This is a genomic window from Mucilaginibacter sp. GW822-FHT03E02, assembly GCF_058801545.1.
The window spans coordinates 189,203-215,361 of record NZ_JBXANJ010000003.1 but is presented as its reverse complement, the minus strand read 5'-3'; the positions used below and the strand labels follow the sequence as shown (position 1 = coordinate 215,361).

General features: G+C 43.8%; 21 protein-coding genes. 12 read left to right on the top strand and 9 right to left on the bottom strand.

Going from position 1 to position 26,159, the window contains the following annotated elements:
- Window positions 1-131 precede the first annotated feature (131 nt).
- Complete coding sequence (locus AC1RM2_RS33425) at window positions 132-1,010, top strand: polyphosphate kinase 2 family protein (RefSeq protein ID WP_492989462.1); 879 nt, start codon at window positions 132-134, stop codon at window positions 1,008-1,010.
- 35 nt (window positions 1,011-1,045) lie between these two features.
- On the opposite strand, the gene AC1RM2_RS33420 is transcribed toward AC1RM2_RS33425, so the two are convergent.
- The 8 genes from AC1RM2_RS33420 to AC1RM2_RS33385 form a co-directional block, all read right to left on the bottom strand.
- On the bottom strand, window positions 1,046-1,399 hold the full coding sequence (locus tag AC1RM2_RS33420) for a magnetosome magnetite crystal formation protein family (protein ID WP_492989461.1): 354 nt from the start codon (window positions 1,397-1,399) through the stop codon (window positions 1,046-1,048).
- Window positions 1,400-1,594: 195 nt separating this feature from the next.
- The gene (locus AC1RM2_RS33415) at window positions 1,595-4,177 is read right to left on the bottom strand and encodes a GH92 family glycosyl hydrolase (RefSeq protein WP_492989460.1); all 2,583 of its coding nucleotides are present in this window, start codon (window positions 4,175-4,177) and stop codon (window positions 1,595-1,597) included.
- Between the two features lie 101 nt (window positions 4,178-4,278).
- Window positions 4,279-7,419 (bottom strand): efflux RND transporter permease subunit, encoded by a 3,141-nt coding sequence (locus AC1RM2_RS33410; RefSeq protein WP_492989459.1) that lies wholly within the window; start codon window positions 7,417-7,419, stop codon window positions 4,279-4,281.
- A gap of 157 nt (window positions 7,420-7,576) precedes the next feature.
- Window positions 7,577-8,677, bottom strand: a complete 1,101-nt coding sequence (locus tag AC1RM2_RS33405) for an efflux RND transporter periplasmic adaptor subunit (RefSeq protein ID WP_492989458.1) — start codon at window positions 8,675-8,677, stop codon at window positions 7,577-7,579.
- Window positions 8,678-8,699: 22 nt separating this feature from the next.
- A complete protein-coding gene (locus AC1RM2_RS33400) occupies window positions 8,700-9,974 on the bottom strand; it encodes a TolC family protein (RefSeq protein WP_492989457.1) in 1,275 nt (424 codons plus the stop codon).
- A 535-nt stretch (window positions 9,975-10,509) separates the two neighbouring features.
- Window positions 10,510-11,295 carry an amidohydrolase gene (locus tag AC1RM2_RS33395; RefSeq protein ID WP_477363745.1) on the bottom strand — a complete coding sequence of 262 codons (786 nt, stop codon included), beginning with the start codon at window positions 11,293-11,295 and terminating at the stop codon, window positions 10,510-10,512.
- A gap of 180 nt (window positions 11,296-11,475) precedes the next feature.
- Complete coding sequence (locus AC1RM2_RS33390; protein WP_492989456.1) at window positions 11,476-12,621, bottom strand: methionine aminotransferase; 1,146 nt, start codon at window positions 12,619-12,621, stop codon at window positions 11,476-11,478.
- A 134-nt stretch (window positions 12,622-12,755) separates the two neighbouring features.
- Window positions 12,756-12,893, bottom strand: a complete 138-nt coding sequence (locus tag AC1RM2_RS33385) for a hypothetical protein (protein WP_492989455.1) — start codon at window positions 12,891-12,893, stop codon at window positions 12,756-12,758.
- A gap of 204 nt (window positions 12,894-13,097) precedes the next feature.
- Between AC1RM2_RS33385 and AC1RM2_RS33380 the strand changes: the two genes are divergently transcribed.
- The 10 genes from AC1RM2_RS33380 to AC1RM2_RS33335 all read left to right on the top strand — a co-directional run bounded on the left by AC1RM2_RS33380 (window position 13,098) and on the right by AC1RM2_RS33335 (window position 23,741).
- On the top strand, window positions 13,098-16,043 hold the full coding sequence (locus AC1RM2_RS33380) for an ATP-binding protein (protein ID WP_492989454.1): 2,946 nt from the start codon (window positions 13,098-13,100) through the stop codon (window positions 16,041-16,043).
- Between the two features lie 202 nt (window positions 16,044-16,245).
- Window positions 16,246-17,085, top strand: coding sequence for a hypothetical protein (locus AC1RM2_RS33375; protein WP_492989453.1), 840 nt, complete (start codon window positions 16,246-16,248; stop codon window positions 17,083-17,085).
- A 58-nt stretch (window positions 17,086-17,143) separates the two neighbouring features.
- Window positions 17,144-17,947 carry a hypothetical protein gene (locus AC1RM2_RS33370; protein WP_492989452.1) on the top strand — a complete coding sequence of 268 codons (804 nt, stop codon included), beginning with the start codon at window positions 17,144-17,146 and terminating at the stop codon, window positions 17,945-17,947.
- A gap of 69 nt (window positions 17,948-18,016) precedes the next feature.
- A complete protein-coding gene (locus AC1RM2_RS33365) occupies window positions 18,017-18,823 on the top strand; it encodes a hypothetical protein (protein ID WP_492989451.1) in 807 nt (268 codons plus the stop codon).
- Window positions 18,824-18,893: 70 nt separating this feature from the next.
- Window positions 18,894-19,379: a hypothetical protein gene (locus tag AC1RM2_RS33360; protein ID WP_492989450.1), complete on the top strand. Its 486-nt coding sequence runs from the start codon at window positions 18,894-18,896 to the stop codon at window positions 19,377-19,379.
- A 37-nt stretch (window positions 19,380-19,416) separates the two neighbouring features.
- Window positions 19,417-19,641 carry a hypothetical protein gene (locus tag AC1RM2_RS33355; RefSeq protein WP_492989449.1) on the top strand — a complete coding sequence of 75 codons (225 nt, stop codon included), beginning with the start codon at window positions 19,417-19,419 and terminating at the stop codon, window positions 19,639-19,641.
- 19 nt (window positions 19,642-19,660) lie between these two features.
- Window positions 19,661-20,236, top strand: a complete 576-nt coding sequence (locus AC1RM2_RS33350; protein WP_492989448.1) for a hypothetical protein — start codon at window positions 19,661-19,663, stop codon at window positions 20,234-20,236.
- Between the two features lie 61 nt (window positions 20,237-20,297).
- Window positions 20,298-21,347, top strand: coding sequence for a hypothetical protein (locus AC1RM2_RS33345; RefSeq protein WP_492989447.1), 1,050 nt, complete (start codon window positions 20,298-20,300; stop codon window positions 21,345-21,347).
- Window positions 21,348-21,545: 198 nt separating this feature from the next.
- Entirely contained in the window at window positions 21,546-22,820 is a 1,275-nt protein-coding gene (locus AC1RM2_RS33340; protein WP_492989446.1) for a serine hydrolase domain-containing protein, read from the top strand.
- 81 nt (window positions 22,821-22,901) lie between these two features.
- Window positions 22,902-23,741 carry a hypothetical protein gene (locus AC1RM2_RS33335; protein ID WP_492989445.1) on the top strand — a complete coding sequence of 280 codons (840 nt, stop codon included), beginning with the start codon at window positions 22,902-22,904 and terminating at the stop codon, window positions 23,739-23,741.
- An 86-nt stretch (window positions 23,742-23,827) separates the two neighbouring features.
- Here the strand turns inward: AC1RM2_RS33335 and AC1RM2_RS33330 are convergent, their stop codons facing one another.
- A complete protein-coding gene (locus AC1RM2_RS33330; protein ID WP_492989444.1) occupies window positions 23,828-24,913 on the bottom strand; it encodes an MBL fold metallo-hydrolase in 1,086 nt (361 codons plus the stop codon).
- A 297-nt stretch (window positions 24,914-25,210) separates the two neighbouring features.
- Here AC1RM2_RS33330 and AC1RM2_RS33325 point away from each other — a divergent pair, with 297 nt between their 5' ends.
- Window positions 25,211-26,080, top strand: coding sequence for an OmpA/MotB family protein (locus AC1RM2_RS33325; RefSeq protein WP_492989443.1), 870 nt, complete (start codon window positions 25,211-25,213; stop codon window positions 26,078-26,080).
- Window positions 26,081-26,159 lie beyond the last annotated feature (79 nt).

Here is a 26,159-nt window from a genome sequence, read left to right as displayed (position 1 = left end):
TGCCTCAAAGGGGAACTTATATTTAGGTTTAAACGGTGGCGTAGTACATTAGCTAAAATAAACTTTTTATTATCAACGCAATTTTAATACCTAAATTTCATGTTAACAACGTGTAAAACAAATTTTTTATCATGAATAATATCATCAGCAAGTTTAAAGTCGAAAATGGTAAAGGGTTTACACTAAAGGATTTTGATCCGGCATATTCCGACGGGTTTAAAAAAGAGGATGCCCAAAAGATATTAAAAGAGCTGATAGCCGAAACATCCGACCTGCAGACAGAGCTTTACGCAGCCAATAAATACGCCCTGCTCATTATTTTCCAGGCGATGGATGCCGCCGGGAAAGATAGCGCTATTGAACACACATTATCGGGCTTAAACCCGCAGGGCTGCCAGGTTTATAGTTTTAAACAACCGAGTGCCGAAGATTATGAACATGATTTTTTATGGCGGCATTACCGCTCGTTACCCGAAAGGGGCAGGATAGGGATTCATAACCGGTCGCATTATGAAAATGTGCTGGTAACCAAGGTACATCCCGATTTGTTGCTAAAAGAACATTTGCCAGGGATTAACGATGTAAAAGATGTTGATGGGAAGTTTTGGGATAAACGTTACGAAAGTATCCGTGCATTTGAAAAGCATCTTACCGATAACGGTACGGTAATAATCAAATTTTATTTGAATGTCTCCAAACAGGAGCAAAAGCTGCGTTTTTTAAAGCGGATTGATGATCCCAAAAAGAACTGGAAATTTTCGGCTGCCGATATTCAAGAGCGGGAAAAATGGGAAGATTACATGAATGCCTATGAAAAGGCAATAAAAGAAACCGCTACCAACGATTGCCCCTGGTATGTAATCCCCGCCGATAAAAAATGGTTTACACGAATTGCCATTTCTTCGGTTATTCTTAACACCTTAAATAACTTGAAGCTAAAATACCCGGTGCTTGAAAAGGCAGAAAAGGATAAACTTCAGGAATCAAAAAAGCTACTTGAAAAGGAGTAGCCCAATAGCTACTCCACCCTTAAGTTATTGATCGCTCAGATTCCGGAAAACAGCGACTGGGCCTTCTCGCCAATAAGCGGCATTGGTTTTTGCTCGGCTTGTAATGCCCCAATAAATCCAATTATCCAGATTATCAGCAGCCCGGTCCTCACAATCCAAAATAAAATACTTCCTAACGAGGCGCCGAGTGAAAAAAAGATAGCCCCGGCCGCATAGTAAATCACTATAGAAGCCAGGTGAAACAACAAGGTTTGCCTAAGCTGGTAACTTGCCAGGTAGGTTTTTTTATTTTGATAAAGCGCGAAGTAGGATATAAGCCATCCTAAAATAAAAAAATAACTAACGATACCTGCAATCTTGTTATCGTCATTTGATGAGTAATTGGTCATAGGGCAAAAGGTTAATGTAAGTAATAATTAAATTTTAAAGCTAACCATAATTGCGCGCAAATGTTTGCATCATTTATGTTAATTATTGCATTTTTATGCATCATAAATGTTAATATTTATTGCTTTATTTTTGAGTTTCAGCATTTCTGGCGGCACACTTGCCACGCTCTTTTTACCGGTATCCGACAGGCACTTTCAAAGTTTGACAAAGCTGGCCTCATCAACAAAGCTGCTTTTACCATTATTAACGGCTATAGCCTTAACCGTGGTGCTGCCCGAAATGATAATTGACCCGGTGTACTGCATCGAACCCGTGGTAGGGGTTGTTCCATCTAAAGTGTAGTAGATCCTCGCCTCGGTATCTGAACTTTTTATTTGTATGCTGATGGGTTCTTTGAATGATTTGGCGGGCGCAATAATGTAAGGGTTAGCCACAATCAAGCTATCGGTGATTTTTGAAGTTGGGCGTTCCAAATCCTGTACAAACAGTTTGTTGGCCAGTTTGCCTGCAAATACTTCAAACTCGCCGCCATTGGCTATATCGTCAAAATTGAGGTATAGTTTGTTATAGGTTTTCTTGGCCAGGCTCATGCCCTGCAAATAAATATTGCCTTTGCCTATGCTTGCCCCGGAGTTAAGGATGGTAAATTGCTTGCCGTTTTCTAAATTAATAACCGCTTTATCAAACTGTGGTACACCTACCTGGAAAGCCTGCTGCCCGGGCGCGATATTGTATATGCCCATTGAACTCATCACATACCAGGCCGACATTTGCCCGCAATCTTCATTTCCTGCCAGCCCATCCGGCTTATTGCTGTATTCCTCGCGTAATATCCTGTCTACATAAAATTGTGTCTTCTCGGGCGATGCGGTAAAGTTGTACAGGTAAGCCATATGGTGGCTCGGTTCGTTACCGTGTGCGTATTGACCTATCAAGCCGGCCACATCCGGGATATCGCTGCCTTTGAGCTTCGATTCTGTGGTAAACAATTCATCCAGTTTGGCTTCAAATGCTTCCTTGCCCCCCATTTTTGCCATCAGGCTTTCTACATCCTGGGGTACAAAGAAGGAGTATTGCCAGGAATTGCCTTCGGTGTAATTACCGTTAATCTCGGCAGGATCAAATGGGCTAAGCCAGCCGCCATTGCTGCGGGCCTGCATAAAGCCATTTTGGTTATTGTAAACGTTTTTCCAATACTGGGCACGTTGAATGTATTCGGTGTAATCGTTAGGCTTATCCAGCATTTTGGCCATCTGGGCTATACACCAATCGTCATAGGCATACTCCAGGGTTTTGGACACCGAAGCATCTTCCCGGTCGGATAATACCGCGCCGTTTTTACGGTAAACATCCAGCCCAAACCGGTTGCGGTTCACCGCGGCTTTCATAGCGGTAAATGCTTTTGCCGCATCAAAATCCCGGATACCTTTTACATAAGCATCTACAATAACCGGGATGGAGTGGTTGCCAATCATGCAATAGGTTTCGGTACTGGCCAGTGGCCAAATGGGCAACAAACCGCCCTGGTCATGCATCGCCAGGAATGATTTGATAAAATCGAGTGTGCGTTTTCTATCTATCAGTGCAAGCAAGGGATTTTCGGCTCGATAAGTATCCCACAACGAAAAAACAGTATAGTAGTTAAAGCCTTGCGCGGTATGTACTTGCTGATCCATACCCCGGTATTGGCCGTCAACGTCGCTATAAATGTTGGGTGCCAGCATGCAGTGGTATAAAGCGGTGTAAAATATGGTTTGTTTTATACCTGCATAGTCAATGGGTTTTGTCTTTTTACCGGCAGGGGCGGGACTATCAGGGCTGTTAACCGTCCCTTCATCATTAAGCGCTGATTGTTGTGACGAGGATGGGCCGCCGCCTTCAACCTGTATTTTATTCAACTCGGTATTCCAGGTAGCCTTGGCTGCTTTCTGGATTTTTTTAAAATCGAAATCGGGTACTTCGGCATCCAGGTTTTTTAAGGCACCTTCGGCACTTACTGCCGAAATACCTACTTTGGAAATCACCTCGCCGGGATTGTTAAACTGCAGGTACATTTTAATGTTTTTGCCCTGTACTTTGTTTTTCCTTTCCTGTAACTCGTTGTTACTGGCTATACCGTAAGTTTTAAATGGTTTAGAGAATTTGGCGTAAAAATAAACCTGCTGCTTATCGGCCCATGATTTTGATTGCCGGTACCCGCGTATCTCATGGTCATTTACAACTTCAATCCATGAATCCAGCACCTCGTCGCGGTGTTGCAGGTCTATAATAATGTTGGCTTTTTCGGCATCGGGATAACTGTAACGATGTACGCCTACGCGGGTGGTAGCTGTTAATTCGACGCCGATATTGTATTTATCCAGCAAGGTTTTATAATAACCGGGTGTGGCAATCTCATTTTTCTTTTTAAAACCAGAGCGATATTCGGTGTTTTTAAACTGCGGCTCGCCGGTGGTAGGCATAAACAACACATCGCAATAATCGGGAATGCCTGTGCCGCTTAAATGGGTGTGCGAGAAGCCATAAACCACTGTATCGGTGTAATGATAGCCCGAGCAGCCATCCCAGCCTTCCAATCGAGTATCAGGGCTTAGCTGCACCATGCCAAAAGGCATTACCGCGCCCGGGTAAGTGTGCCCGTGCCCCCCGGTACCAATAAAGGGGTTAACCAGTTGGGCGTAATCTTTATCTTTTCTTTTTTGTGCCGATGAAATATGGGATAACAAAAGGATTGCAGCGATAGAAAAACTGCTTACAATGGCGCGCGACGATGGCATATTCTTAACGTGTGGTATGATAACGCAAATTAAAACTTAAAAGCATATAAACGAAAAAAACGCCCGGTTTATTAGCCGGGCGTTTAGTTTAGCAAGGGGTATTATGCGTTACGTACAACGCCTATTTTTTTTAACAGCTTACGGTTTTCCCGGCGGTGGGTTAGACGGTGAACGATAGCATATATGATAGGTAAAATTAATAACGTTAATATAGTAGAAGTTACCAGGCCACCAATTACTACAATAGCCAGGGGCTTCTGCGTTTCGGAACCTATTCCTGTTGATACAGCTGCAGGCATTAAGCCGATAGCAGCCATTAACGCAGTCATCACTACCGGCCTTACACGGCTGATTACGCCATCTAAAATCGCTTTATCCAGCGGTATATGTTCTTCAAGGTTCTTTTTAAATACAGATACCAGGATTACACCATTTTGGATACACACACCAAATAAGGCGATAAATCCAATACCTGCAGAGATACTAAAGTTTGTGCCTGTTATATGCAAAGCCAGTATCCCGCCAATTAAGGCGAATGGTACGTTCATAATAACCAATGTGGCATCTTTGGCATTGCCAAATGTGATAAACAAGATGAGGAATATTACCAGTAAGCAAATAGGCACTACATGGGCCAATGTATTTGATGCACGGATCTGGTTTTCAAACTCACCTGCCCAAACATCAGTGTAGCCATGCTCAAATGTTACTTTCGAGTGCACTTTGCTTTGTGCTTCGGCAATGGTGCTGCCCAAATCGCGGCCGCGTACCGAGAATTTTACGGCAATGTACCGGGTATTATTATCCCTGTAAATAAAGGCAGGTCCGGTAATGGTTTTGATGGTGGCAATTTCTTTTATTGAAATTTTGGAGCCGTTAAGGGTAGGCACCATCAGGTTTTCTATTTTATCCTGGGTATTGCGGTATTGTTGCTGGTACCTAATCCTGATATCAAACCTGCGCTCGCCCTCATACAATTCAGTTGCGGCTTTACCCCCTATAGCCATTTCGATAACCGAGTTGGCATCGGCGGTGGACACGCCATAAAGTGCCATTTTGCGTTGGTCAAGTTCAATTCTGAATTCTGGTTGCCCTAAATTGCGAAGCACCCCAAGGTCTTCAACGCCCTGTACCGTTTTTAAAATTCGCAGTACGCTGTCGGCTTTTTTATCAAGCGTTTGAAAATCGGGGCCGAAGATTTTTACAGCCAGTGCGGCGTTAACGCCCGCAACCGCTTCCTCTACGTTATCGCGGATAGGCTGCGAATAGTTGAACACCGCACCCGGGATTTTACTGAGTTGCTTATCCATCTGGGCAATAAGTTCATCCTCGGTAATGCCACTGGGCCATTCCTTTTTGTTTTTAAGATCTACCTGAATTTGTACATCAAAGAAGCCTTTAGGGTCGGTACCGTCATTGGTACGGCCAACTTGTGCCAAGGTTTGTTTTACCTCGGGAAACTTATCTAATATCTGCATCATTTTTTGATTGATGCTTTCTGCTTCTGACAATGAAACACTCATAGGCAATTCAGCCTCTACCCAAAGCGCTCCTTCATTTAAATCGGGTAAAAACTCTGATCCTAAGAACCTGGCAGAGAAGAATGTGATCGCCATAAATGCAACCGCAACCAGCAAACTTAATTTTTGATTTTTATAGGTGAAGTTGAACATCCGGCGGATGCCATTCTCGAAAAAGATAACAACCGGATTATGCTTTTCCTTTACGTTTTTCTGTAACAGGATGCTGGACAGGGCAGGTACCAGGGTAAGCGTGAATATTAATGCCCCGAGTAAAGCAAAGCCCAAAGTATAGGCCAAAGGCGAGAACATTTTACCCTCAACCTTCTGGAAGGCAAAAATCGGGATTAAACAGGTGATGATAATCAACTTGGAGAAGAAGATGGCTTTACCCATTTCGGCACCTACATTTTTAAACAAGCCCAGTTTGGCAAGGCCGTTAAACTTTTGCATGCCTACTTCTTTAGCCTTATGATCAAGGGCAACAAAAATCCCCTCAACCATTACAACCGCGCCATCTATAATAATCCCAAAATCCACAGCACCCATTGATAACAGGTTGGCGCTCATTCCTTTTATGCGCATACATACAAATGCAAACAACAAGGATAGCGGGATGATAATAGCAACGGTAAGGGTTGTACGCCAGTCGGCCATAAACAGGAACACGATGACGGTTACCAGGATAATACCTTCGCACAGGTTATGAATAACTGTTTCGGTACAAAAATCCATTAGGTTTGTACGGTCGTAAAAGGTATCAATCTTCACGTCCTTAGGCAGGATGTTTTCGTTCAGGTCTTTTACTTTATCGCGGATACGATTTAGCACTTCGGCCGGATTCTCGCCTTTGCGCATTACAATGATACCTTCAAGCACATCTTTCTGCTTGTCGCGGCTTACCTGCCCTAAGCGGGGTAGGCCGGCCTCTTTTACATCGGCAATATCTTTTGCCAATATCGGTACGTTGTTTACATTTTTGATGATGATATTCTGGATTTCGTCAATATTATTGATAACCCCAATACCGCGCACTACATAAGCCTGGTCATTTTTTTCAATCACATCGCCACCCACGTTGATGTTACTGCGGTTTATGGCGGTATAAACATCCAGGGAGGTAAGCCCATACTTTTGCAATAGGGCAGGGTTAACGGAAACTTCGTAAGTTTTTTCCTCGCCGCCAAAGCTGTTTACATCGGCAACGCCGGGCACAGATTTGAATTGACGATCGAGCACCCAATCCTGAATGGCGGTAAGCTCGTGAATTGATTTGGTGCGGCTTTTAAGTGTATAACGATAAATTTCGCCGGTAGGGCCGTATGGTGGCTCAACCTCGGGTTTTACGCCATCCGGCAAATCGGCATTACCCAGGCGGCTTAATACCTGTTGGCGGGCAAAAGCATCATCCACATCATCATCAAAAATGATGCGCACGTACGATAAGCCGAAGGCCGAGGTTGTACGCAGGTTGGCCTTTTTTTGTACCGAGTTTAAAACGGTCTCCATTGGGATGGTGATCATTTTTTCAACTTCCTCGGCGCTACGGCCCGGCCATTGGGCAATAATGATGATTTGGGTATTAGTTACATCAGGAAACGTCTCGATGGGCGTATTCATGTAGCTCCACACACCAAGCACAACCAAAACCAGTGTCATAAAAAACACAAAGTAGCGGTGCCTGAGTGAAAAGTAAATTATATTTTTAATGAATTTATTCATTGGAGTAATAGTATCAAGTAGTAAGTATCAAGTAGCTGATTAGTAGTAAGTATCAAGTAGTAAGTAGTAAGAATTTCTTATCTGAGAATCTTGAATAGTGTTAAGTATCATGGTTGTGGATTAAAAAAATCTTGATACTTACTACTTGATACTAAAATTAGTCTCCCGCTAATGCGTCATATAAAAGCAGGCCGTTTTTGGAGATCACTTTGTCGCCGGCGTTTAGGCCCGATGCAATGTAGGTAATATCATCAACTGTTTTGATAACGCTTACCTCGCGTACTTTTAAATCGCATTTGCTGTTGTAAACCACCACAAAATTTTTGCTGCTATCGAAGATTACCGCTTTGGCAGGAATTGATACTGATGTTGCAGCATCGTTATTGGTAATCACTACGTTGGTAAACATTTCGGGTTTCAACAACATATCGGTATTAGGTAATACTACCTTTATCTTCATTACCTTATTATCGGGGTCAAGTACCGAGCTTACAGCATCAATTTTACCTTCGAAAACCTTACCGGGGTAGGCCAGGGTGGTTACTTTTGCGCTATAGCCGGTTTTCACTTTACTGATGTCGGATTCAAACACGTTGGCCCAGATCCAGACATCTTTCATGTTTGATATGGTGAACATGCTGCCATTGTTATCCTGGCGGATGAAGCTGCCAGTGGTAACATTTTTTTCGACTACATAACCGGTTTCGGGTGCCCTGATAATCAGCGTGCCGCCCGGGTTGGTGTTACCACCACCATTAATGGCTATTTGCTGCTGGATTTTATGGTTAGCTGCTTCGGCTTTATTATAGTTTTCTTTGGCTTCGGTGTAATCACGCTCGCTGGAGATACCGTTTTTGTACAGGTATTCGGCCTGCTCCAACTGGCGTTTTGATATAGCCAGGTCTGATTTTGTGGCTGTTAAGTCGGTGTAGTTGCCGGCAACATCGGCGCTGCGCATTATAGCCAGGGTTTGACCCTTGGTTACTTTATCGCCAAGGGAAACTTTAACATCCAGTATTTGCCCGCTGGAAAAAGGAAAAACTTTTACAACGTTATTTTCGTCGTTTGAAACCTCGCCCGATAGGGTAAGCTCATTTTTTATGGCAGTAGTTTTCGCAGTATCAATGGTTATAATTTTTGCCATCGAATCGCTTACACAAACCTGCTTATTTTCGGCTACGGGTTGCGGCTTGCCCTTGCAGGCGGCAAGCAATAGTAAAGCGGAGATGCCGGATAACAGCGTTTCTCTTTTCATCATTATATATGTTTTATAAGGTGTTTTACGATTTAATTATAGTAGTACCGGTTGCAAAGTTCAGGTCGGCAATGGCTTTTTGCAGGTTGTATTGCTGTTGCAGTATTTTTAGCTTGGTATCTTTATAGGTGTCAAAAAAATCGACAAATTCAATCAGGCTGATTTGGCGTTGCTGAAAACTTTTGAGCATGCTGTTAAACAGTTTATCGTATTGCTCATTAAACTCCAGTTGCTGGGTCGAGAACAGTTGCTGGTTTAATTTGTACTGATTTACAGCCGCTACCACATCGTTTTTAAGCTGAAGTTCATTCTGTTTTACAGTAGCTTCCTGGCTTTGAATATTGTATTTGGCCGATTTAATATTGCCCTGGTTGCGGTTAAAAAAGGGTAGGGGCAAGCCAATTTGCAGGCCGTAGTAGTTGCGTGCATAACTGCTGTTTTGGTCGTAAGCAGCACCGATAGTAACATCGGGCACAGCCAAGGCTTTTTGGTAGGCCAGGTTATGCGTGGCCGAGCTTAGCTGGTATTGGTTTGACAGGTAATCGGGTCTGTTTGTTTTGGCCTGCTCAATCAAACCTGGGATATCGAGGGTTACCGTCTCAACAGGTTTATCGCTTATCACTGGGTACACAAAAGCTGTTTCTTTGGTTTGCAGCAGGGTTTTTAACTCGGTTTGTAAATCGTTTACCTGGCGGTGATTTTCTACCATATCATTCTGCAGGCCAAAAAGCAATGCTTTAAGGCGGATCAGATCTTTCATGGAAGTATTGCCGGCATCAAATGATTTTTGGATAGCCGCGACCAGGTTCTGGGCCGAACTGATTTCATTCTGATAAACTTTTTCCTGGGCGTTCAATGTAGCCAGCTGGCTGAAATCCAGCTGAAGGTTATAGCGCAGGTTGCGCATCAGGTCGGCAAAGGCTGCTTCCTGAACTTTGGCATCATCTTCGGCCACTTTTACCTGTTTGCCGCGTTTGCCGGCGGTGGCAAATACCTGGCTTAGCTGCACAAATACCTGGCCGCTGTTATTGCCGTGGTAAAAGAATTTTTTACTGCCGCCATCCCAGATGTTTTGGTCGGTGCTTAGTACGGGGTTATCCCAGAGTTTGGCTTGCTGTATCAGCGCTTTTGAAGCCTCAATATTATACTTCTGTGCCAGTAAGGCCAGGTTGTTTTCCAAAAACTGTTTTTCGGCATCCTGGAAGTTAATTTTGAGTGTGTCGGTTTGGGCGGTGGCCCGGTTTGTATTACAGCAAAAAAATACAATTAATAAAAATAGCAGGGTTTTTATTTTACACATAGTCCTCTTTCAATTCAACGGGGCAAAAATTCATAATGGTTATGAATTTTCTATGAAGAGGGTTGTCGGGTGAAAATTATATATGCGAACATCACCACAGGGTGTTCGCTTTTGCAGGGTTATCCGTTCGGATTGGAAAACGCGAACACTTAAGTTGTTATAAATCAGGTTTTTAAGTGTGCTGGTGTTTGAAAGATGACTTTGGGTTGTTTTTATATATACTGATTATCAGTTAGTTATTATTTGATGGTGTTCGGGCTCGGGCAAACCCGAATACCCCATTTTTAAAAATCGGAGCACAGAACGGCTATACACTAAAAGATGTCAAAAAACATGAAGTTTTTCACAAAAAAATACCGTAATGCTCAACAAATACACCTAAAGTTTTAAAGAAAATTAACATTTTTAAAACCAAACAGCCCAAACCCAATTCTCACCAATGACCAATGACCAATGACCAATGACCAATGACCAATGACCAATGACCAATGACCAATGACCAATGACCAATGACCAATGACCAATGATCAATCGCCTAAAGATTTATTTCAAATTTATCCGCATCTTTCAAAAACGGCAAGGCACGGCGGGCTTTTTGTACCTCATCGGCGATGATGGAGAACGTGTATACATCGTCCTCATCGCGCTTGTAGTAAACCACGTTGCCGTTTGGATCGATACAGGTTGAGTCGCCTGAATGGTAAACCTCGTTGCCATCATGGCCCACCCGGTTTACACCAATTACATAAGCCTGGTTTTCAACAGCGCGGGCGGGCAATAAGGTACGCCAGTGCGGAGCCCGGCGTTCGGGCCAGTTGGCTACAACTATCAATAAATCGTAAGGGTTATCGGCAAGGTTGCGCAACCATACCGGGAAACGCAAGTCGTAGCAAATCATGGGGCATATTTTCCAGCCGTTTAGCTCCACCATGATTTTTTTGGTGCCGGCAGTGTAAGTGTTATGTTCTTTGCCTAAAGCAAACAGGTGGCGTTTATCATAATACTCATATGTGCCGTCGGTACGCATCCAAATGAGGCGGTTGTAGTAATGGTCGTTTTCTTTAATGATGATACTGCCTGTAACCACGCAATCGTGTTGTTTGGCAGTTTGGTGCATCCATTGCATGGTTTTGCCTTCCATTGGTTCGGCAAGTGCAGCGGCATTCATGGTAAAGCCGGTGCTAAACATTTCGGGCAAAATAATAAGGTCTGTTTTTTCCCTTATTCCGCCAGATAAGCGTAAAGTGATATTTTGTAAATTTTTATCAGTATTTTCCCAAAAAAGGTAGCCTTGAAAAACGGTAATTTTAAGATTATCCATACTTTTTAGTTCATAGTTGATGGTTCATAGATCATGGTTCATGGAACTTTTTTATCATGGTCTTGAAACCCGATGAAACAATAGCAATCCGGCTATGATCCATCAACAATGAACCATGAACCGAAGTTAAAACAATAGCAATCCGGCTATGATCCATCAACAATGAACCATGAACCAAAATTACACTTTCAATAACCTATCAACGGCTTTATCCAAAGTTTCTTGCCTTTTGGCGAAACAAAACCTTAACACATGATGGTCAATCCCCTTGCTGTAAAAGGCCGAAACAGGTATGGCTGCCACCCCAAACTCCTTAGTAAGGCGCAGTACAAAATCTGCATCTTTTTCGTCGGTTATATTGCTGTAACGTACTGATTGAAAGTATGATCCGTAGCAAGGTAACAGCTCAAACCGGGTTTGTTCCAGTCCCTGGCGAAAGTAGTCTCGTTTTTGCTGAAAAAACTCCGGTAAACCCGTATAAGTTTCTTCATTTTTTAGATGCTCGGCAATAGCATATTGTATGGGTGTATTAACCGCGAAAACCAAAAACTGGTGAATTTTCCTGAATTCATGCATCAGGTAGGCCGGCGCCATACAGTAGCCCACTTTCCAGCCGGTAGCATGAAAAGGCTTGCCAAATGATGCTACGATAAAGCTGCGCTGCTGCAAATCGGGGTAGCGCGCCATACTGTGGTGTGTTTGGCCGTCATATATCAGGTGTTCGTAAACCTCGTCACTTAGTATTAAAATATCCTGGTTTTTAACCAATGCACTTAACTCGTCAATATCCTCCTTGTGCAAAATAGTAGCAGTAGGGTTGTGCGGCGAATTAAGGATAATCATTTTGGTTTTATGGTTGATGAGCCTTTTCACCATATCCCAGGCAATGCGGTAGTTTGGCGGTTCAAGCGGTAATGATTTTACCACGCCGCCCATCAGCTTTATAGCAGGGGCGTAGCAATCAAATGCGGGCTCAAAAATTATAACCTCGTCATTGGGGTGGATAACCGCGCTTATTGCTGTAAATATAGCCTGTGTGCCGCCGGCGGTTATGGTTATTTCGGTTTCGGGGTTGTAAACAGCGCCGTAAAGCTTCTCGGTTTTTTCGGCAATCCGCTCCCTTAAGCTCATTACGCCGGCCATAGGGGCATATTGGTTATGGCCATCTGTCATAGCCTTGTTAACCAGCCCGATAAGGTCGGCCGAGCAATTGTAATCGGGAAATCCCTGCGACAAGTTTATAGCACCAACCTCGCTGGCCAGGGCAGACATTACCGTAAATATGGTAGTGCCCGTTTGGGGTAATTTTGAAACTACAGAAATCATCTAAGGGCTAAAGTAAGCAAAAAACCACGAACAGGTGAACGTAATAATACGTATTTTTAGTTTTTTGAAAGTATTTGGCGTTGTAAGAAAAATAATGGCGCTGTTGTAAAACTGTAGAAATGGGGCATATTAATCTATACGGATGCCTGCACTTTAAGGCCGGTTTGCTTCTGTTTTAGCAATAATTTTCTGGCCAATATCGATTTTTTTGTGCAAATCACCTTTTTTTGCCCGTCGTATCGAACGTCAGGGTGTGATATCTGGAGTTTCATGATCTTATTAAAGAGCTTACCGGAGAGGCGGTGAAAACGCCTGCCACAGGCTAAAGTTATATACCATTGCTCCCTACTCAATTTGGGTATAAATATGATATCTGCGGCATAATTGCGTAAGCCTCTATATTATATTATCAATTACTATTGCCTCCTCGTTTGAAAATATTATTTTTGATAGACAAGTAGTTGCAGTATATTTTTATGTATAGAAGGAATATTTTTCCATATAAGTACATAAGTTATTGCACGTTTTTTACGTGCCTGGCATTATTGTGCCTTGTAAACCGGGCCGGCGCGCAGCATGTAACCATAATACGCGGCAGTGATTTTGGTAAAAATAACCAGATCTTCCTTGATGATTCGCTTTGGTTTTTTCACTCCGGCGATTTTGCCGCGGATAAACAGGCTGTAAGCACCACAGCTGGCTGGGATACCCTGCACCATACCATTTTTGGTAAAACCGATGCGCCGCGGCGATGGCGGGGTATGGGCTGGTTTGGCTTATGGGTAAGGGCGGATACGGGGCTGGTGAACAGGAAACTTTTTATCGCTATTAATCACGATGGCGCTTCTGAAATATTTATGGATGGTAAGCCCATGGGGGGGTATGGCAAGGTCGGCCACTCGGCGCAGCAAATGGAGGCTATCCGCGCCCCAAGAGAACTGATCCCGCTTTGGTTTGCCGATACCCGGCCCCACCTGCTCACTATCCGTTATTCAAATTTTTTTGGTGTTTTTCCTGATTTTTTTGGGTTTCAGCTTTCAATAGGCGATTATGTAAAACGTGCCGAAAGAGCAAGCGCAAGCAAACAGCTGTTTGATTATTTACCCATGTTTGCTGCCGCGCAGCTGATACTGGGCCTGCTGCATTTCCTGTTTTTTCTTTTTTACCCCAGGCAAAAGCTCAACGCGTATTACGCGTTGTTTGTGCTGTTGGTAGGCATTAATGGCATTGCGGTTTACCAGTTTTACCTAACGCCGTATCCTTCAGTTCAATATCTTGCCGATTTTACATCCATTGCCTGTAGGGTATTGATCATGTGGTCGGCAGTGTTATTGCTTTACGTACTCAATTATCGCCGGATGCCCAGGTTGCGGACGGTGGCCTTAACAGGTATTACGCTATTTTACCTGATAAGGTACATTTTAAAGTATTGGGTTTTTAAGGTGGAGCAGGGGGATGATTATTTTTGGATAACCTACTTTGTTTGTATGGCGGATGGCTTATGGTCGGTAGCCCAGGTTATTAAAAGAGGGCAAAAGGATGCCTGGCTTATTGGCATTGGAGTAAGCACTATTATATTGGTTTATGTATTTGCCTGGTCGGATATGTTTCACATTTGGCCTTATCAACGTAACTCGCTGCGCCTGTTTGTAATGGGTGCGGGATCGTTAGTGTTGCCGCTTTGCCTGTCACTTTACCTGGCGCTTGATTTTGCCCGCACCAATCAAAAACTTACAGCAAAACTGAGGGAGGTTGAAAACCTATCGGCCCGGGCCCTTGCTCAGGAGGCCGAAAAAACCGAACTGGTAGCCACCGAAGCCCGGCGGTTGGAGCAAATTGTGCAGCTGCGCACCGCCGAACTGAAAGAACAGGCCGATAAGCTGCTGGAGTTAGATGCGGTAAAATCTCGATTTTTTACCAATATTACCCATGAGTTTAAAACGCCGCTCACGCTGATCATGAACCCGGCTAAGGAGTTATTATATACCCCTGCCGGGGATACTGATAAAAACCTCCGGCTGATCATTAGCAATGCCGAACGTTTGCTGCAACTGATTAACCAGCTGCTGGATTTAAGCAAAGTAGAAAGCGGACTGATGGATGTAAACCTGGTACCGGTAGATTTGGTAGCACTTGTGAAATTGCACACCCTCTCCTACGAATCGCTGGCTTTACAAAAAGGCATCACCCTGCATTTTACCACCGGCGAAGATGCTCTTTGGATATTGACCGACCGGGATAAAATGGACAAGGTGATCCTCAATATACTATCAAACGCCCTAAAATTTACCGACGAGGGAAAGATAGAAATTGCATTAAATCAAAATAAGGATGCGCAAAACAGCGTATTCACGCTTACCATTAAGGATACAGGTAAGGGGATACCCGCCGCCAAGCTGTCGTACATTTTTACCCGCTTTTACCAGGCCGATCCGTCGGATACGCGGTCGGCAGAGGGTACGGGTATCGGACTGGCGCTTACTAAAGAGCTGGTTGAACTGATGGGCGGGCAGATAGCGGCCGAAAGTGTTGAAGGCTTGTATACACAGATCCGCATAGATATGCCGTACCGGGTTGCCGAAGCGGTCACCGAACCGAACGCGGAAACATCATTTGTTGGGTTATTTACACCGGTGTCCGGCACAGTTGAAGTGTTGGTTGCCGATGAAAGCAGCCCGCTGATCCTGCTGATTGAGGACCATCACGAGCTGAGGGAATTTATAAGGCAGTCGCTGGCCGGCAGGTACCGCTTAATTACCGCGGCCGATGGCGAGGAAGGCATAGCACTTGGCCTGCAACACATCCCTAACCTGGTTATTACCGATCTGATGATGCCTAAGGTAAGTGGCTATGAATTGAGCGAGACGCTTAAAAAAGACGAAAAAACCAGCCATATCCCGGTAATCATCCTGACCGCCAAAGCCGACCTGGACAGCCGCATACAGGGGATTGAGACCGGGGCCGATGCCTACCTGGCCAAGCCCTTTGATCAGCGGGAATTGCTTGCCCTTATCGAAAACCTCATCAGCGTACGCGAGCAGTTACGCCTGCATTACAGTACCCGCGACCTGTGGCTTAAGAATACTATCGTTCTGCCATCCATCGAGCAGGATTTTATAGCGCGCATCCGCCAGGCTGTTGAAAGCCATCTGAACGAAGAGGGTTACAGCGCCGATCAGCTCGCTGCCGATATGGGGCTTAGCCGCACGCAATTACATCGTAAATTAAAAGGCCTTATTGGCCAGGCCCCGGGCGAGCTCATCCGCATCGTTCGCCTGCAATATGCGCATGACCTGTTGGAACGCCGTGTGGCAACGGTATCCGAGGTGGCATATATGGTTGGTTTTGGCAGCCCTGCCAGCTTTTCGGCAAGTTTCTCGCGCCATTTCGGCTTCGCTCCAAGTAAGGTAGTAGAGGTGTGATATTTAACTCCTGATAATAGTTTTTAAGCAAAATTGTTTCCTGACGATAAAAATTGCAACAAAATCGAAAGTATTTGCAACGTACGCGAAAGTAATTTTTGGGTGGGCTATGTTTATTTGTGAACGATTTGTACCAATGTTATAGCCCGTATAAATAAGGCCTGGCGCGGTTTCAGATCAATGCATCTTAATCTATCTGCTTATGAAAATTTTTAAATCTGCTTTTGCGGTTGCACTTCTGGTGGCAATCTTTTCAACTTGTAGCAAAAATAGCGACAACATTGATAATACTTCGGTAACCCCGTTAGTGAAAACGATGGCGTTTACTACCTATTCCGGACGTGGTATTTTTAACTGCACGTATGACGATCAAAAAAGACTGGTCAGTACCGGCTTTGATAACCATCCTAATCCAATAACTTATAATCTTGGTGGCTTTCAAATTGTAAATACAACTGAAGCTAACAAAAAAAAGGTAATAGATTTCAATTTAGAAAACGGGAGGGTAAAATCTGTTATCTATAACGAGTTTATTAACCAGGTGAACCAAAATCTGCCGGTCAATGCCGCGTTTAGTTACGATGCCAAAGGGCGTTTAATCAAAATCCAGCAAACAATTACCCTTGGCGCCGCTCCCCCGTACCCATCCCGTACTATTATCCATACCTTCACATGGGACGATAACGACAACCTGGTGGCTTCAAATAGCTATGATCCGGCCCAGCCAGGGAGTGAATACAAAGTAGCCTACTCGGGCTTCAATGCAGAAAATACGAATACCCTAACCGGTAAAAACTTCGGCTTTGATTACTTTGGAACGGCGAGTTACACAGGTGAGTTTTATCCGGGCGGAGATGGATCGAGCAACGGTATTTTACCATTTATATATCCCGGCAAAATTTTACCATCTGTACGGAAAGTAAGCAACTTAACCCTTAATTATACCTATCACAAAAACGCCCAGGGGTATATAGACCGGATAGAAGAAACCGACACAAGCGATCCAAAAGATTTTGTATACACTGATATTGCCTACCAGTAACAGGTGCCCATTCCTCAAAAGTTTTTTTCATAAAAACAACCCGAACAATACTTTACCAATGAAAAATTTAAAAAAATGCTCAGTTCTATTGCTTATATGGGCAACATTCACATCCTGTTCAAAAGATAACAACAATACTGGTCCTGCTATAGCGCCTTCGCCATTAGTAACACAAATGGTAGTAACCTACTCCAATTTAAGGGTTGTGTACAATAATACTTACGACGATAAAAAAAGACTTGCCACAGTAGGAACTACTACCAATGTAATAACTTACAATGCCGGCGGATTTGAAATAGTACGCCCGGATGGCCCTAATGATAATATAATTACGGATGTAAATTTAACAGATGGAAGAATTGGCGCTGTATTAAGTTATTACGCTGCCGAAAGATATAATTCTGCATTTAGCTACGATAGCAAAGGGAGGTTGATAAAAATAACGCAAACCCGCACGGCCAACGGGCAGGTTATAGGCCATTTTAGTTATGCTTACTCCTGGGATGATAATGACAACCTGGTATCCAACACCTCCACTGATAACAGCGGAAATACTTACACCACCACCTATTCCGGTTTTTCTGCCGATAACGTAAACACGCTCAGAGGCAAAAATTTCGGGTTCGATTACCTGGGAACTGCCGATTATCCAAGTGATTATGTGCCTAACAACAATGGTGGCAGCGGGTATATTTTCCCCAATATTTATGCCGGCAAGCTTTTACCATCGGTAATAAAAAAGCCAGGCCATAGCTATAATGTAACCTATCATAAAAACGCCCAGGGTTACATAGATAAAATTCAAGAGGTTGACCCAGCCGATTCTTACTATAATATTATTACCGATATCGCTTACCAATAACAGGAAGAAATTGCTCATAAACATTAACGTTGATCAGATCACGGGAAGGCTAAACACTACAATATCACCATGAAAACTTTAAAAACAACTTTTGCAATACTGCTTATTATTGTAAATTTTATATCCTGTTCAAAAAATAGCAAAACCACAGATCCCACCGTCGTCGCTACACCATTAGTAAAGCAAATGGTATTAACCCTCCCTTACATTACTGTAGTAAAAAACAATACCTATGATAGCAACAACAGGCTGGCCACTGTGGGTAGTCCAAATAACATCATAACTTATCGTGCCGGCGGCTTTGAAATTGTGAACCCCTATGATAATGGGGATAAATTAATTACCGATGTTAATTTAGATAACGGGCGGGTAAGCACTGTACTAAGTTATTCGTCTGAAACCGAAAGGTATAACTCATCATTCAGTTACGATAGTAAAGGCCGACTGGTGAAAATACACCAGACCAGGACATTTAACGGGCAAAATATCGGCGATTTTGATTACACCTATACCTGGGATGATAACGACAACCTGGTAGCCGCCACCGTTCCCGATAACCAGGGAGGTGGCGTTAAAACAACTTATTCTGGTTTTGACCCCTCCAACGTAAATACCCTTACCGGCAAAAATTTTGGTTTCGATTATTTTGGAACTACCGGCTATTCCAGTAATTACACCCCCAATTCTAACGGCGGCAGCGGCAACACTTTTCCAACTATATATGCCGGCAAGCTTTTGCCATCGGTAACAACATCCTCAGGGGCTTCCTCAAGTGCAACCTACCATAAAAACGCGCAAGGCTATATAGACAGGATTGAACAAGTAAATGCCAAAGATGGAACCAAAATAGGGGTTATTGATATTGCCTATCAGTAATCTACTTAGCAAGTTCCCTCAAATTCAATGCCTTATAATTTTACCAACAACCCTTAACCAATCCATAGAAATGAAAAAACAACACATCATCACACTGATATTAGGCTGCCTTGCATTTGGAGGGTGCAGCTTTAGCAAAGGCACCAAAACAGACCTGCGCACCGGCCTATCGTTCAGTTACAATGGCTTTATAGTTCAGGACATGTTATTGATAGATGCGGCCAATAAACGGATGACCGATAATAAAGTACAAATTAATACCCGCATTGCTATAGTAGCGCTCGGGCTAAACAATTATGGTATTAAGGATGGAAAGGTTTTTCCGGGGATGATGTTGCTGATAACCGATAAAAAGGGCGCCCAGGTGCTTAAAGCCGATGACCTTTTTGCCAACGACCAGGGGCACCCACCGGCTGCTGCTTCGGAACTGCGCGGGGATATTACCATTGCCAAACCTATGGTAGCCGGCGAAACCTACCACGTTAAGGTGCGCATTTGGGACAAGGTTAAAGCCGATAATGAAGTTGATGCCGACGTAGACCTGGTTGTACAATAAGTTATTATACCACTAAAAACCTTTTAAATTATTTACCATGGCCATTTTATTGCCGAGAAAACCAACCCTTATTTGCCTGACCGTGCTGGGCCCCATTTGCGTGGCCGACGGCATTGTCAAAAAAAACACCCAGGAGATTCTGGCAATGTCGGCCGTATTCATATTTGCCGTAGTAACCCTGATTATGGACAGCAGAAAAAAGAAAAAGCTTATAAATAAAAATGGGCGGGACTATAGCAATCCCGCTAACCCAAACCGATAAACCTTAATAAAATATCATTATGCCTGATGAAAAAAACTTTTGGACCACCGTGCCGGGAATTATTACCGGCCTTGCTGCTGTAGTAACTGCGGTTACAGGTTTAATTGTAGCATTAAACGGGGCAGGTTTATTCAGCAAATCGGCGGCATCAAACAAAATAGCTACCGAAACAAAACAGGAGGAAAAAAAAGAGGCGGATACTTTGCCGGGTAAAAAAGATGAACTACAAAAGCCGGTCGAAAACCTTAAGCCGGTATTTTCAATGACCAGGGTAAAGATTGAAGATCATGAATATACAATCCTTACCTCATCGCTTGAAGCCATCACTCCGCAAAGCAATTCGCTGGAAATTAAAATAAAATACAAAAACAACAGCAATTACTCGCCCGCCACATTTTGGAATGAGGGTTTTAGGCTTGCTATCGACGGGGCACTTACCCCGCCAACCGGCGATTTAAGTGAATTAGTGGAACGTCATGCCGAGAAGATTGGCGCCGTAACTTTTGAAGTCCCTAACAACACTAAGAGCCTTGCTTTACACATCCTTGATGTGGGAAAAGATATCGCCATCCCTATAAAACTGGAGCCCGATTGAACGCGGCATTCTTTTAAGCATTTTATAAAACTACAACAAGAAACCTATAAATCTACCAGGAATGAAAACACTTCAAAAATACATTGCATTTACCTGCGGGCAAAACATCCCTAAAAGGTTCGGACGAAATGAGAACGCAAAAATCATCGCCAAATTCCCGTTTGTCGCCTTATTCATATTTGGCTTGCTTATTATTTTGTTTAGTTGCGGGAAACCCTCCAATAACCCTATTCCGCCTGTAGTAAACCCTACGGGTTGCGCTATTGCAAGCGATTTGGACCAGGCGCTTGGCGTACGTAATTTTGAGTATGATGATAAAGGCTATTTAGTAAAAATGACCGGCCCCAATTACTATTACGGACCTTTTGTCAGAACCATTACACCTACCAAGACTATTGACGCTTATCCCAGCGCAGGTGTTGACGGCCAGGGAAATCATTTCTACAGCAATATTAACATCACCTACACCTATAGCGGTGGCAGCGGCAATATTTATGATGGCAATCCTCAATTTATGCATTATTTGTTTACTGCTTCAAACCCGCCTTCTTCAATGAGGACAGATTCCATGTATCAATTTTTGTATGATGATGCAAAAAAACACCTGACTACAGTACTTGCACCTGGTAACGGATCGCAGGACGCCCAGGGCTTTACGTTTTTTAGAACCGAACTCGTTTTTGCTTATGACGCCAACGACAACGTAACCCAGGTAAAAATTGTATATGACTACGAGCGGAAGTTCACCGTTCCTCAAACTGGTGAAAGCCGGATCGATTACAAGCAAATCTCTGATGAAACGCTGAATATAACTTACGACGATAAACTTTCGCCATACACGGCTATCGCCAAATATTGGAAATTTATAGGCAACGATTTTAGTGGAGCTGGCGCCTATAACCTGGATAAGCTTCGTTTTTGGTTAGGCCGATGCGCAATCCTAAGCAAAAATAACCCAATCAAAATTACCGGCAAACTAATAACGGTTGACGGCCAGCCGGCAGCTACCATTAACTCAACTATTACCTACCAGTACAACGAGAAGAATTTACCGGTTAGCATGGCACTTGATGGCTCGGGCATAAACGCTTTTACTTACAACTGCAAATAGGCGCGGGTAAGTAAGATAATGATTCCATACCTGAGTTTGCGGGAGCAGGGAATTGTTAACTATGGAACAAACTCAAAAGGATTTGCAACAAACGCGAAAGTGCTTTTCCGCCTATTTATGTCTCTTTGGGTTTCCTGTCAGGCTCCCCCGTGGTTAACAGGGTTCGATTAATAATTAAACAACAAATACCTACTACCTATGAAAAAAAATTATAAATCCGGTATTTGCCGCTTTGCGGTGAATGCGTTAAAATTTACCAAAATAATGGCTGTTGCCGGCCTGCTGCTTTTTGCCGGCTGCGGTAAAGATGCGCCTTCAGTAACTAAAACGGATACAGGAACAGGAACAGGTACTGGGACTGGAACTGGTACGGGAACCGGAACAGGCACCGGAACAGTTGTTGATACCCTTGCTGCCAGCAAAGTTGCTGTTGCTGCATTGGATGATGAGGTGAATGCCTTTATGACTACTTATAACGTTCCGGCAGTATCTGTAGCCATTACTAAGGGCGAAAAGCTGGTCTATTTGAAAGCTTATGGCATAAGTGATAAAGCGAAGGCCGCCAAAGCTGTAATCACAGATCGTTATCGTTTGGCAAGTCTTTCAAAACAGTTCACTTCCGTTGCCCTCATGAGGCTGCTTGATCAGGGTAAGATAAAGCTGAGCGACAAAGTATTTGGCGATGGCGCTATATTAGGCAAAACTTACGGTACTAAAGCCTACGGCCCGCATATAACCGATATTACCGTTGATGAACTGTTGCATCATACATCCGGAGGTTGGACTAATGACGACAAAGACCCGATGTTCTCCAACCCCGCAATGACAGCCGCGCAACTCATCACCTGGACTTTAGATAACCGCCCGCTTGACCATGTGCCGGGCGCCAACTATGCCTACTCGAATTTTGGTTACTGTATATTAGGACGAGTGATAGAAAAAATAACCGGACAGACGTATGAAGAAGCTGTGAAAACATTGGTATTGACACCCATCGGAATTACCGATATGACCATTGGCGGTAATACACTTGCACAAAAACTACCAAAAGAAGTTACTTACTATGGCCAGTATGGCGAAGATCCTTTTGCAATGAATGTAAGCCGGATGGACTCGCACGGAGGATGGGTTGCAACAGCCGCCGACCTGGCCAGGTTCCTGGTTTATGTTGATAAATTTCCGGTACGTACGGATATTCTTACACCATCAACCTTAAATATAATGTATACCGGCTCAACAGCCAATGCCGGTTATGGGTGCGGTTGGGGTATTACAGGCAATAACTATGTTCATACGGGAAGCTTGCCCGGTACAGAAACTGAGCAAGCCCGTTTGGATAACGGATTTAACTTTGTGATTTTGACCAATACCCGCAGTTGGAAAGTCAACTTCGACTATGACTTAGACCAGATATTCTGGAAGGCTTACGCCAAAAATCCAACCTGGGCTACAGAAGATTTGTTCACTAAATAAGCCGCGAGGCAAACGCGATGGCTCCCGGAAGATACTTGCCGGGCAAAATGCTAAACTGGAAAAAGGACTAAAATAATTGAGATGTATAACGATTCTACTTCATTTAAACAAAAACTGAGCCTGGCATACCTATGGCTTGTTCCACCGGTAACCATGGTTATTGCTTTTGGCATAGGTTCGGTAAGTTATGAATTTTATTTACCCGTTTGGGGCTTAAATGCCTGTCTGATGATTTTCTCCGCATATAACCTTGGTGCACACCGGCTTTGGAAACAAGATGGAACAGGCGGGCAACAGGTTATTACCGCGCTGTTACTATTTATACCATGGTTGTTATTTTCCATCTTTGCGGGCATGGGGCCGCCGCCCTCGTCATTGCAGGGCTGGGTTAACACCGCTGCCGAACAGCAAACCCGTTACACCATCCTTATAGCAGGCGGAATTTTACTTTTGTTGGGTGCCGCCCTCCTGAAAACCCGTTTACAGGAAGCAGGCGAAAACCTGTATTCGGTATTAGCATTTGCAGCGCTGAGCATAGCAATGCCCCTGTTTATTATCAATATGGCATTCTGGGGTTATTACCTTACCGATGCTTTCCGGCTGTTTGCTGCAAATCCGGCCGCAAAACGCCCGGATTTGTACGTTGCCGTAAAGAGTTTATTTTATGTGATCAGCGTGGCCGAAGTTGTATTGTTTTACCTGGGTACACTTCTTTTTGCGGTGGCGCTCAAAATAACGGGCTCACTCAGTAAACCTGCATGCCGTTGGTATGTGGGCTGCAGTTTAATTGCTATTTTACTGGAACTGATACCTTCTTCCTGGCCAGATCCTTTTGGTACAGCAGGCTACCTGGTGGCTATTCCCGCTATTACGTTTGTGATGTATTATCTTATTGGGGTGCGTTTGTTAAAAACAGCTTAAGCCGAAAAAGCAAGGCATCAATTCGAGTTAAGGTTAAGTTCACCGGCCAGGTCATAGGCTACCGGTTATGTCATCAGCCCAATAAATTACTTAAAATCCCACCATATTTTGGTCCTGAGCGGATCGCCCAACGTATAAGGTTCCCCGATACGCGGAACGTTTACTTCAACCCCCAGCTTTTCGGCTGCCGGCAGCAGCTTTTCAATAGATTCGTTCCAGGGGTGGTTAGCTTCTACAAACTTACCCCAGTGGATGGGTTGTATCAAACAAGCCTGCAGGTCAACGGCAGCCTGGGCGGTTTGGCCAAGCTGCAGATGTGTCCATGGCCAATTCGGGCTGTACTGCCCGCATTCCAGCAGCGCCAGGTCGAACGGGCCATATTGTTGGCCTATTTTTTTAAAGTGTGGTCCATAACCACTATCGCCGCTGTAAAACAGCCGGTAATGGCCTGCCTGTATTACGTATGATGCCCAAAGCGTTTTATTTTCTTGCGTATATGTACGGTTGCTGCGGTGCTGCGCGGGGGTAGCGGTAACCTGGAGGCCACCAGGCAATGTGACCGATTGGCCCCAATTCAGTTCAGTGATCTTTTTGGGATCAAATCCCCAGTATACCAAATCCGAGCCTACACCCATTGGCACTATAGCCATTTTGATTTTATCTTTTAATTTTTTCAGGGTGCGGTAATCCAGGTGATCATAGTGATCATGGGAAATGATCAATACGTCAATAGGCGGCATATCCTCAGCATGGTAATTCATTGTGCCGGCAAAAGCGGTAATCAACCCAGGTACCGGCCCGGCATGGTTGCTAAAAATAGGGTCGATGAGTATATTGCCCTGCCCGGTTTTGATGAGCAAAGAGGAGTGCCCAAACCATACGATGGTTGGTGCAGGAGCAGCCAGTGTATTCAAATTAGTTTTAACCCAGGGCAGCGCGTGAGAAGGGCGGATAGTTTTAGGGCGGCTGTGGAGAAAAAGAAATTTACGTTTGATAGTGGAATCGGAACGCTCGGCCAGATTTTCGAAACTCCCGTTTTTATAATTTGATAAAGTATCCAAACGGGCAAGTTCTTCTCCTTGCGGACTTTTACCCATTGACCTTACCAAGCCACAGCTTGCTGTTGCTATCAGCAACAACACGGCCATCCCACCCCACAAATTACGCTTCATAACCCTAAAAATACACATAATATTTAAGGTAGCAATGGCCCGGCAGTCAGCAACAGTCTAAACCCGTTAGCAAATTAGTCCAGCCGAATAAAACAAAAGGTATATAAGCCCTATAATAGGAGTTGGCCCTTTACAATCTTATTATTAAAAAGAGACGTGGAGTTTAGTGTAAAAATGAACTTTTCATGACTCGTTTTCCTGTACAATGTTTGTGTTGTAAACTTTTTAAGCAAAGTGTTGTTGTAGATGCTATGCTGCCCATAAATAATTATGGCCGGCTATTAAACATTTACAGCTATGAAAATTTATCATCTATTACCGTTGGTGCTCATTGTAGCAACGGTAACCCAAAGTTGCGTTAGCAACAAAAAATACAAGGAACTCGAGGGCAATTACACGCAATTGCAAAACAGCACACAGGACCTTAGCGTAAAATATCAAAGAAGCGAGCAGGCGCTTGCCGTATCAAACGGGCGTATCGTCAGCCTTGAAGAACAGCTTACTTCCGAACGGTCAAATAACGCAGCGTTAAAAGATGCCTTGAATAAATGTTTGGCCGGCAATAACCAGGGTGGCGCAAACATTTCAAAACTGGTTGATGAGATAAACGCTTCCAACAAATACATCCAATACCTGGTAGCTACCAAAAACAAAAGCGACTCGCTTAATATGGTGTTAACCAATAACCTAACCCGCTCATTAAGCAGGGAAGAAGCGCAGGGTGTTGATGTACAGGTACTTAAAGGTGTTGTGTATATCTCCTTGTCTGATAATATGTTATACAAATCAGGTAGTTATGAAATTTCAGATAAAGCAGGGACAGCCCTGGCTAAAATTGCTAAAATCATTACCGATTATTCAACTTACGATGTGTTGATTGAAGGTAATACCGATAATGTACCAATCAAGCAAACCAACATCCGTAACAACTGGGATTTGAGTACGCTGAGGGCTTCATCAGTAGTACAAGCCTTGCAAAATACTTATAACGTTGATCCTAAGCGCTTAACTGCAGGGGGGCGCGGCGAGTATAACCCAATTGCCGATAATACAACACCATCAGGTAAAAGCCAAAACAGGCGTACACAAATTATCATTACACCAAAACTTGATCAGTTTATGGATTTGATAGGTAAAGCACCCGATACTACCCCGGTTAAACAGTAAAAAAAGAGTCAGGAGATAAGAATCGGGATTCAAGAGAAGAAACGGGCTTAGCATTATTGTTAGGCCCGTTTTTTGTGTG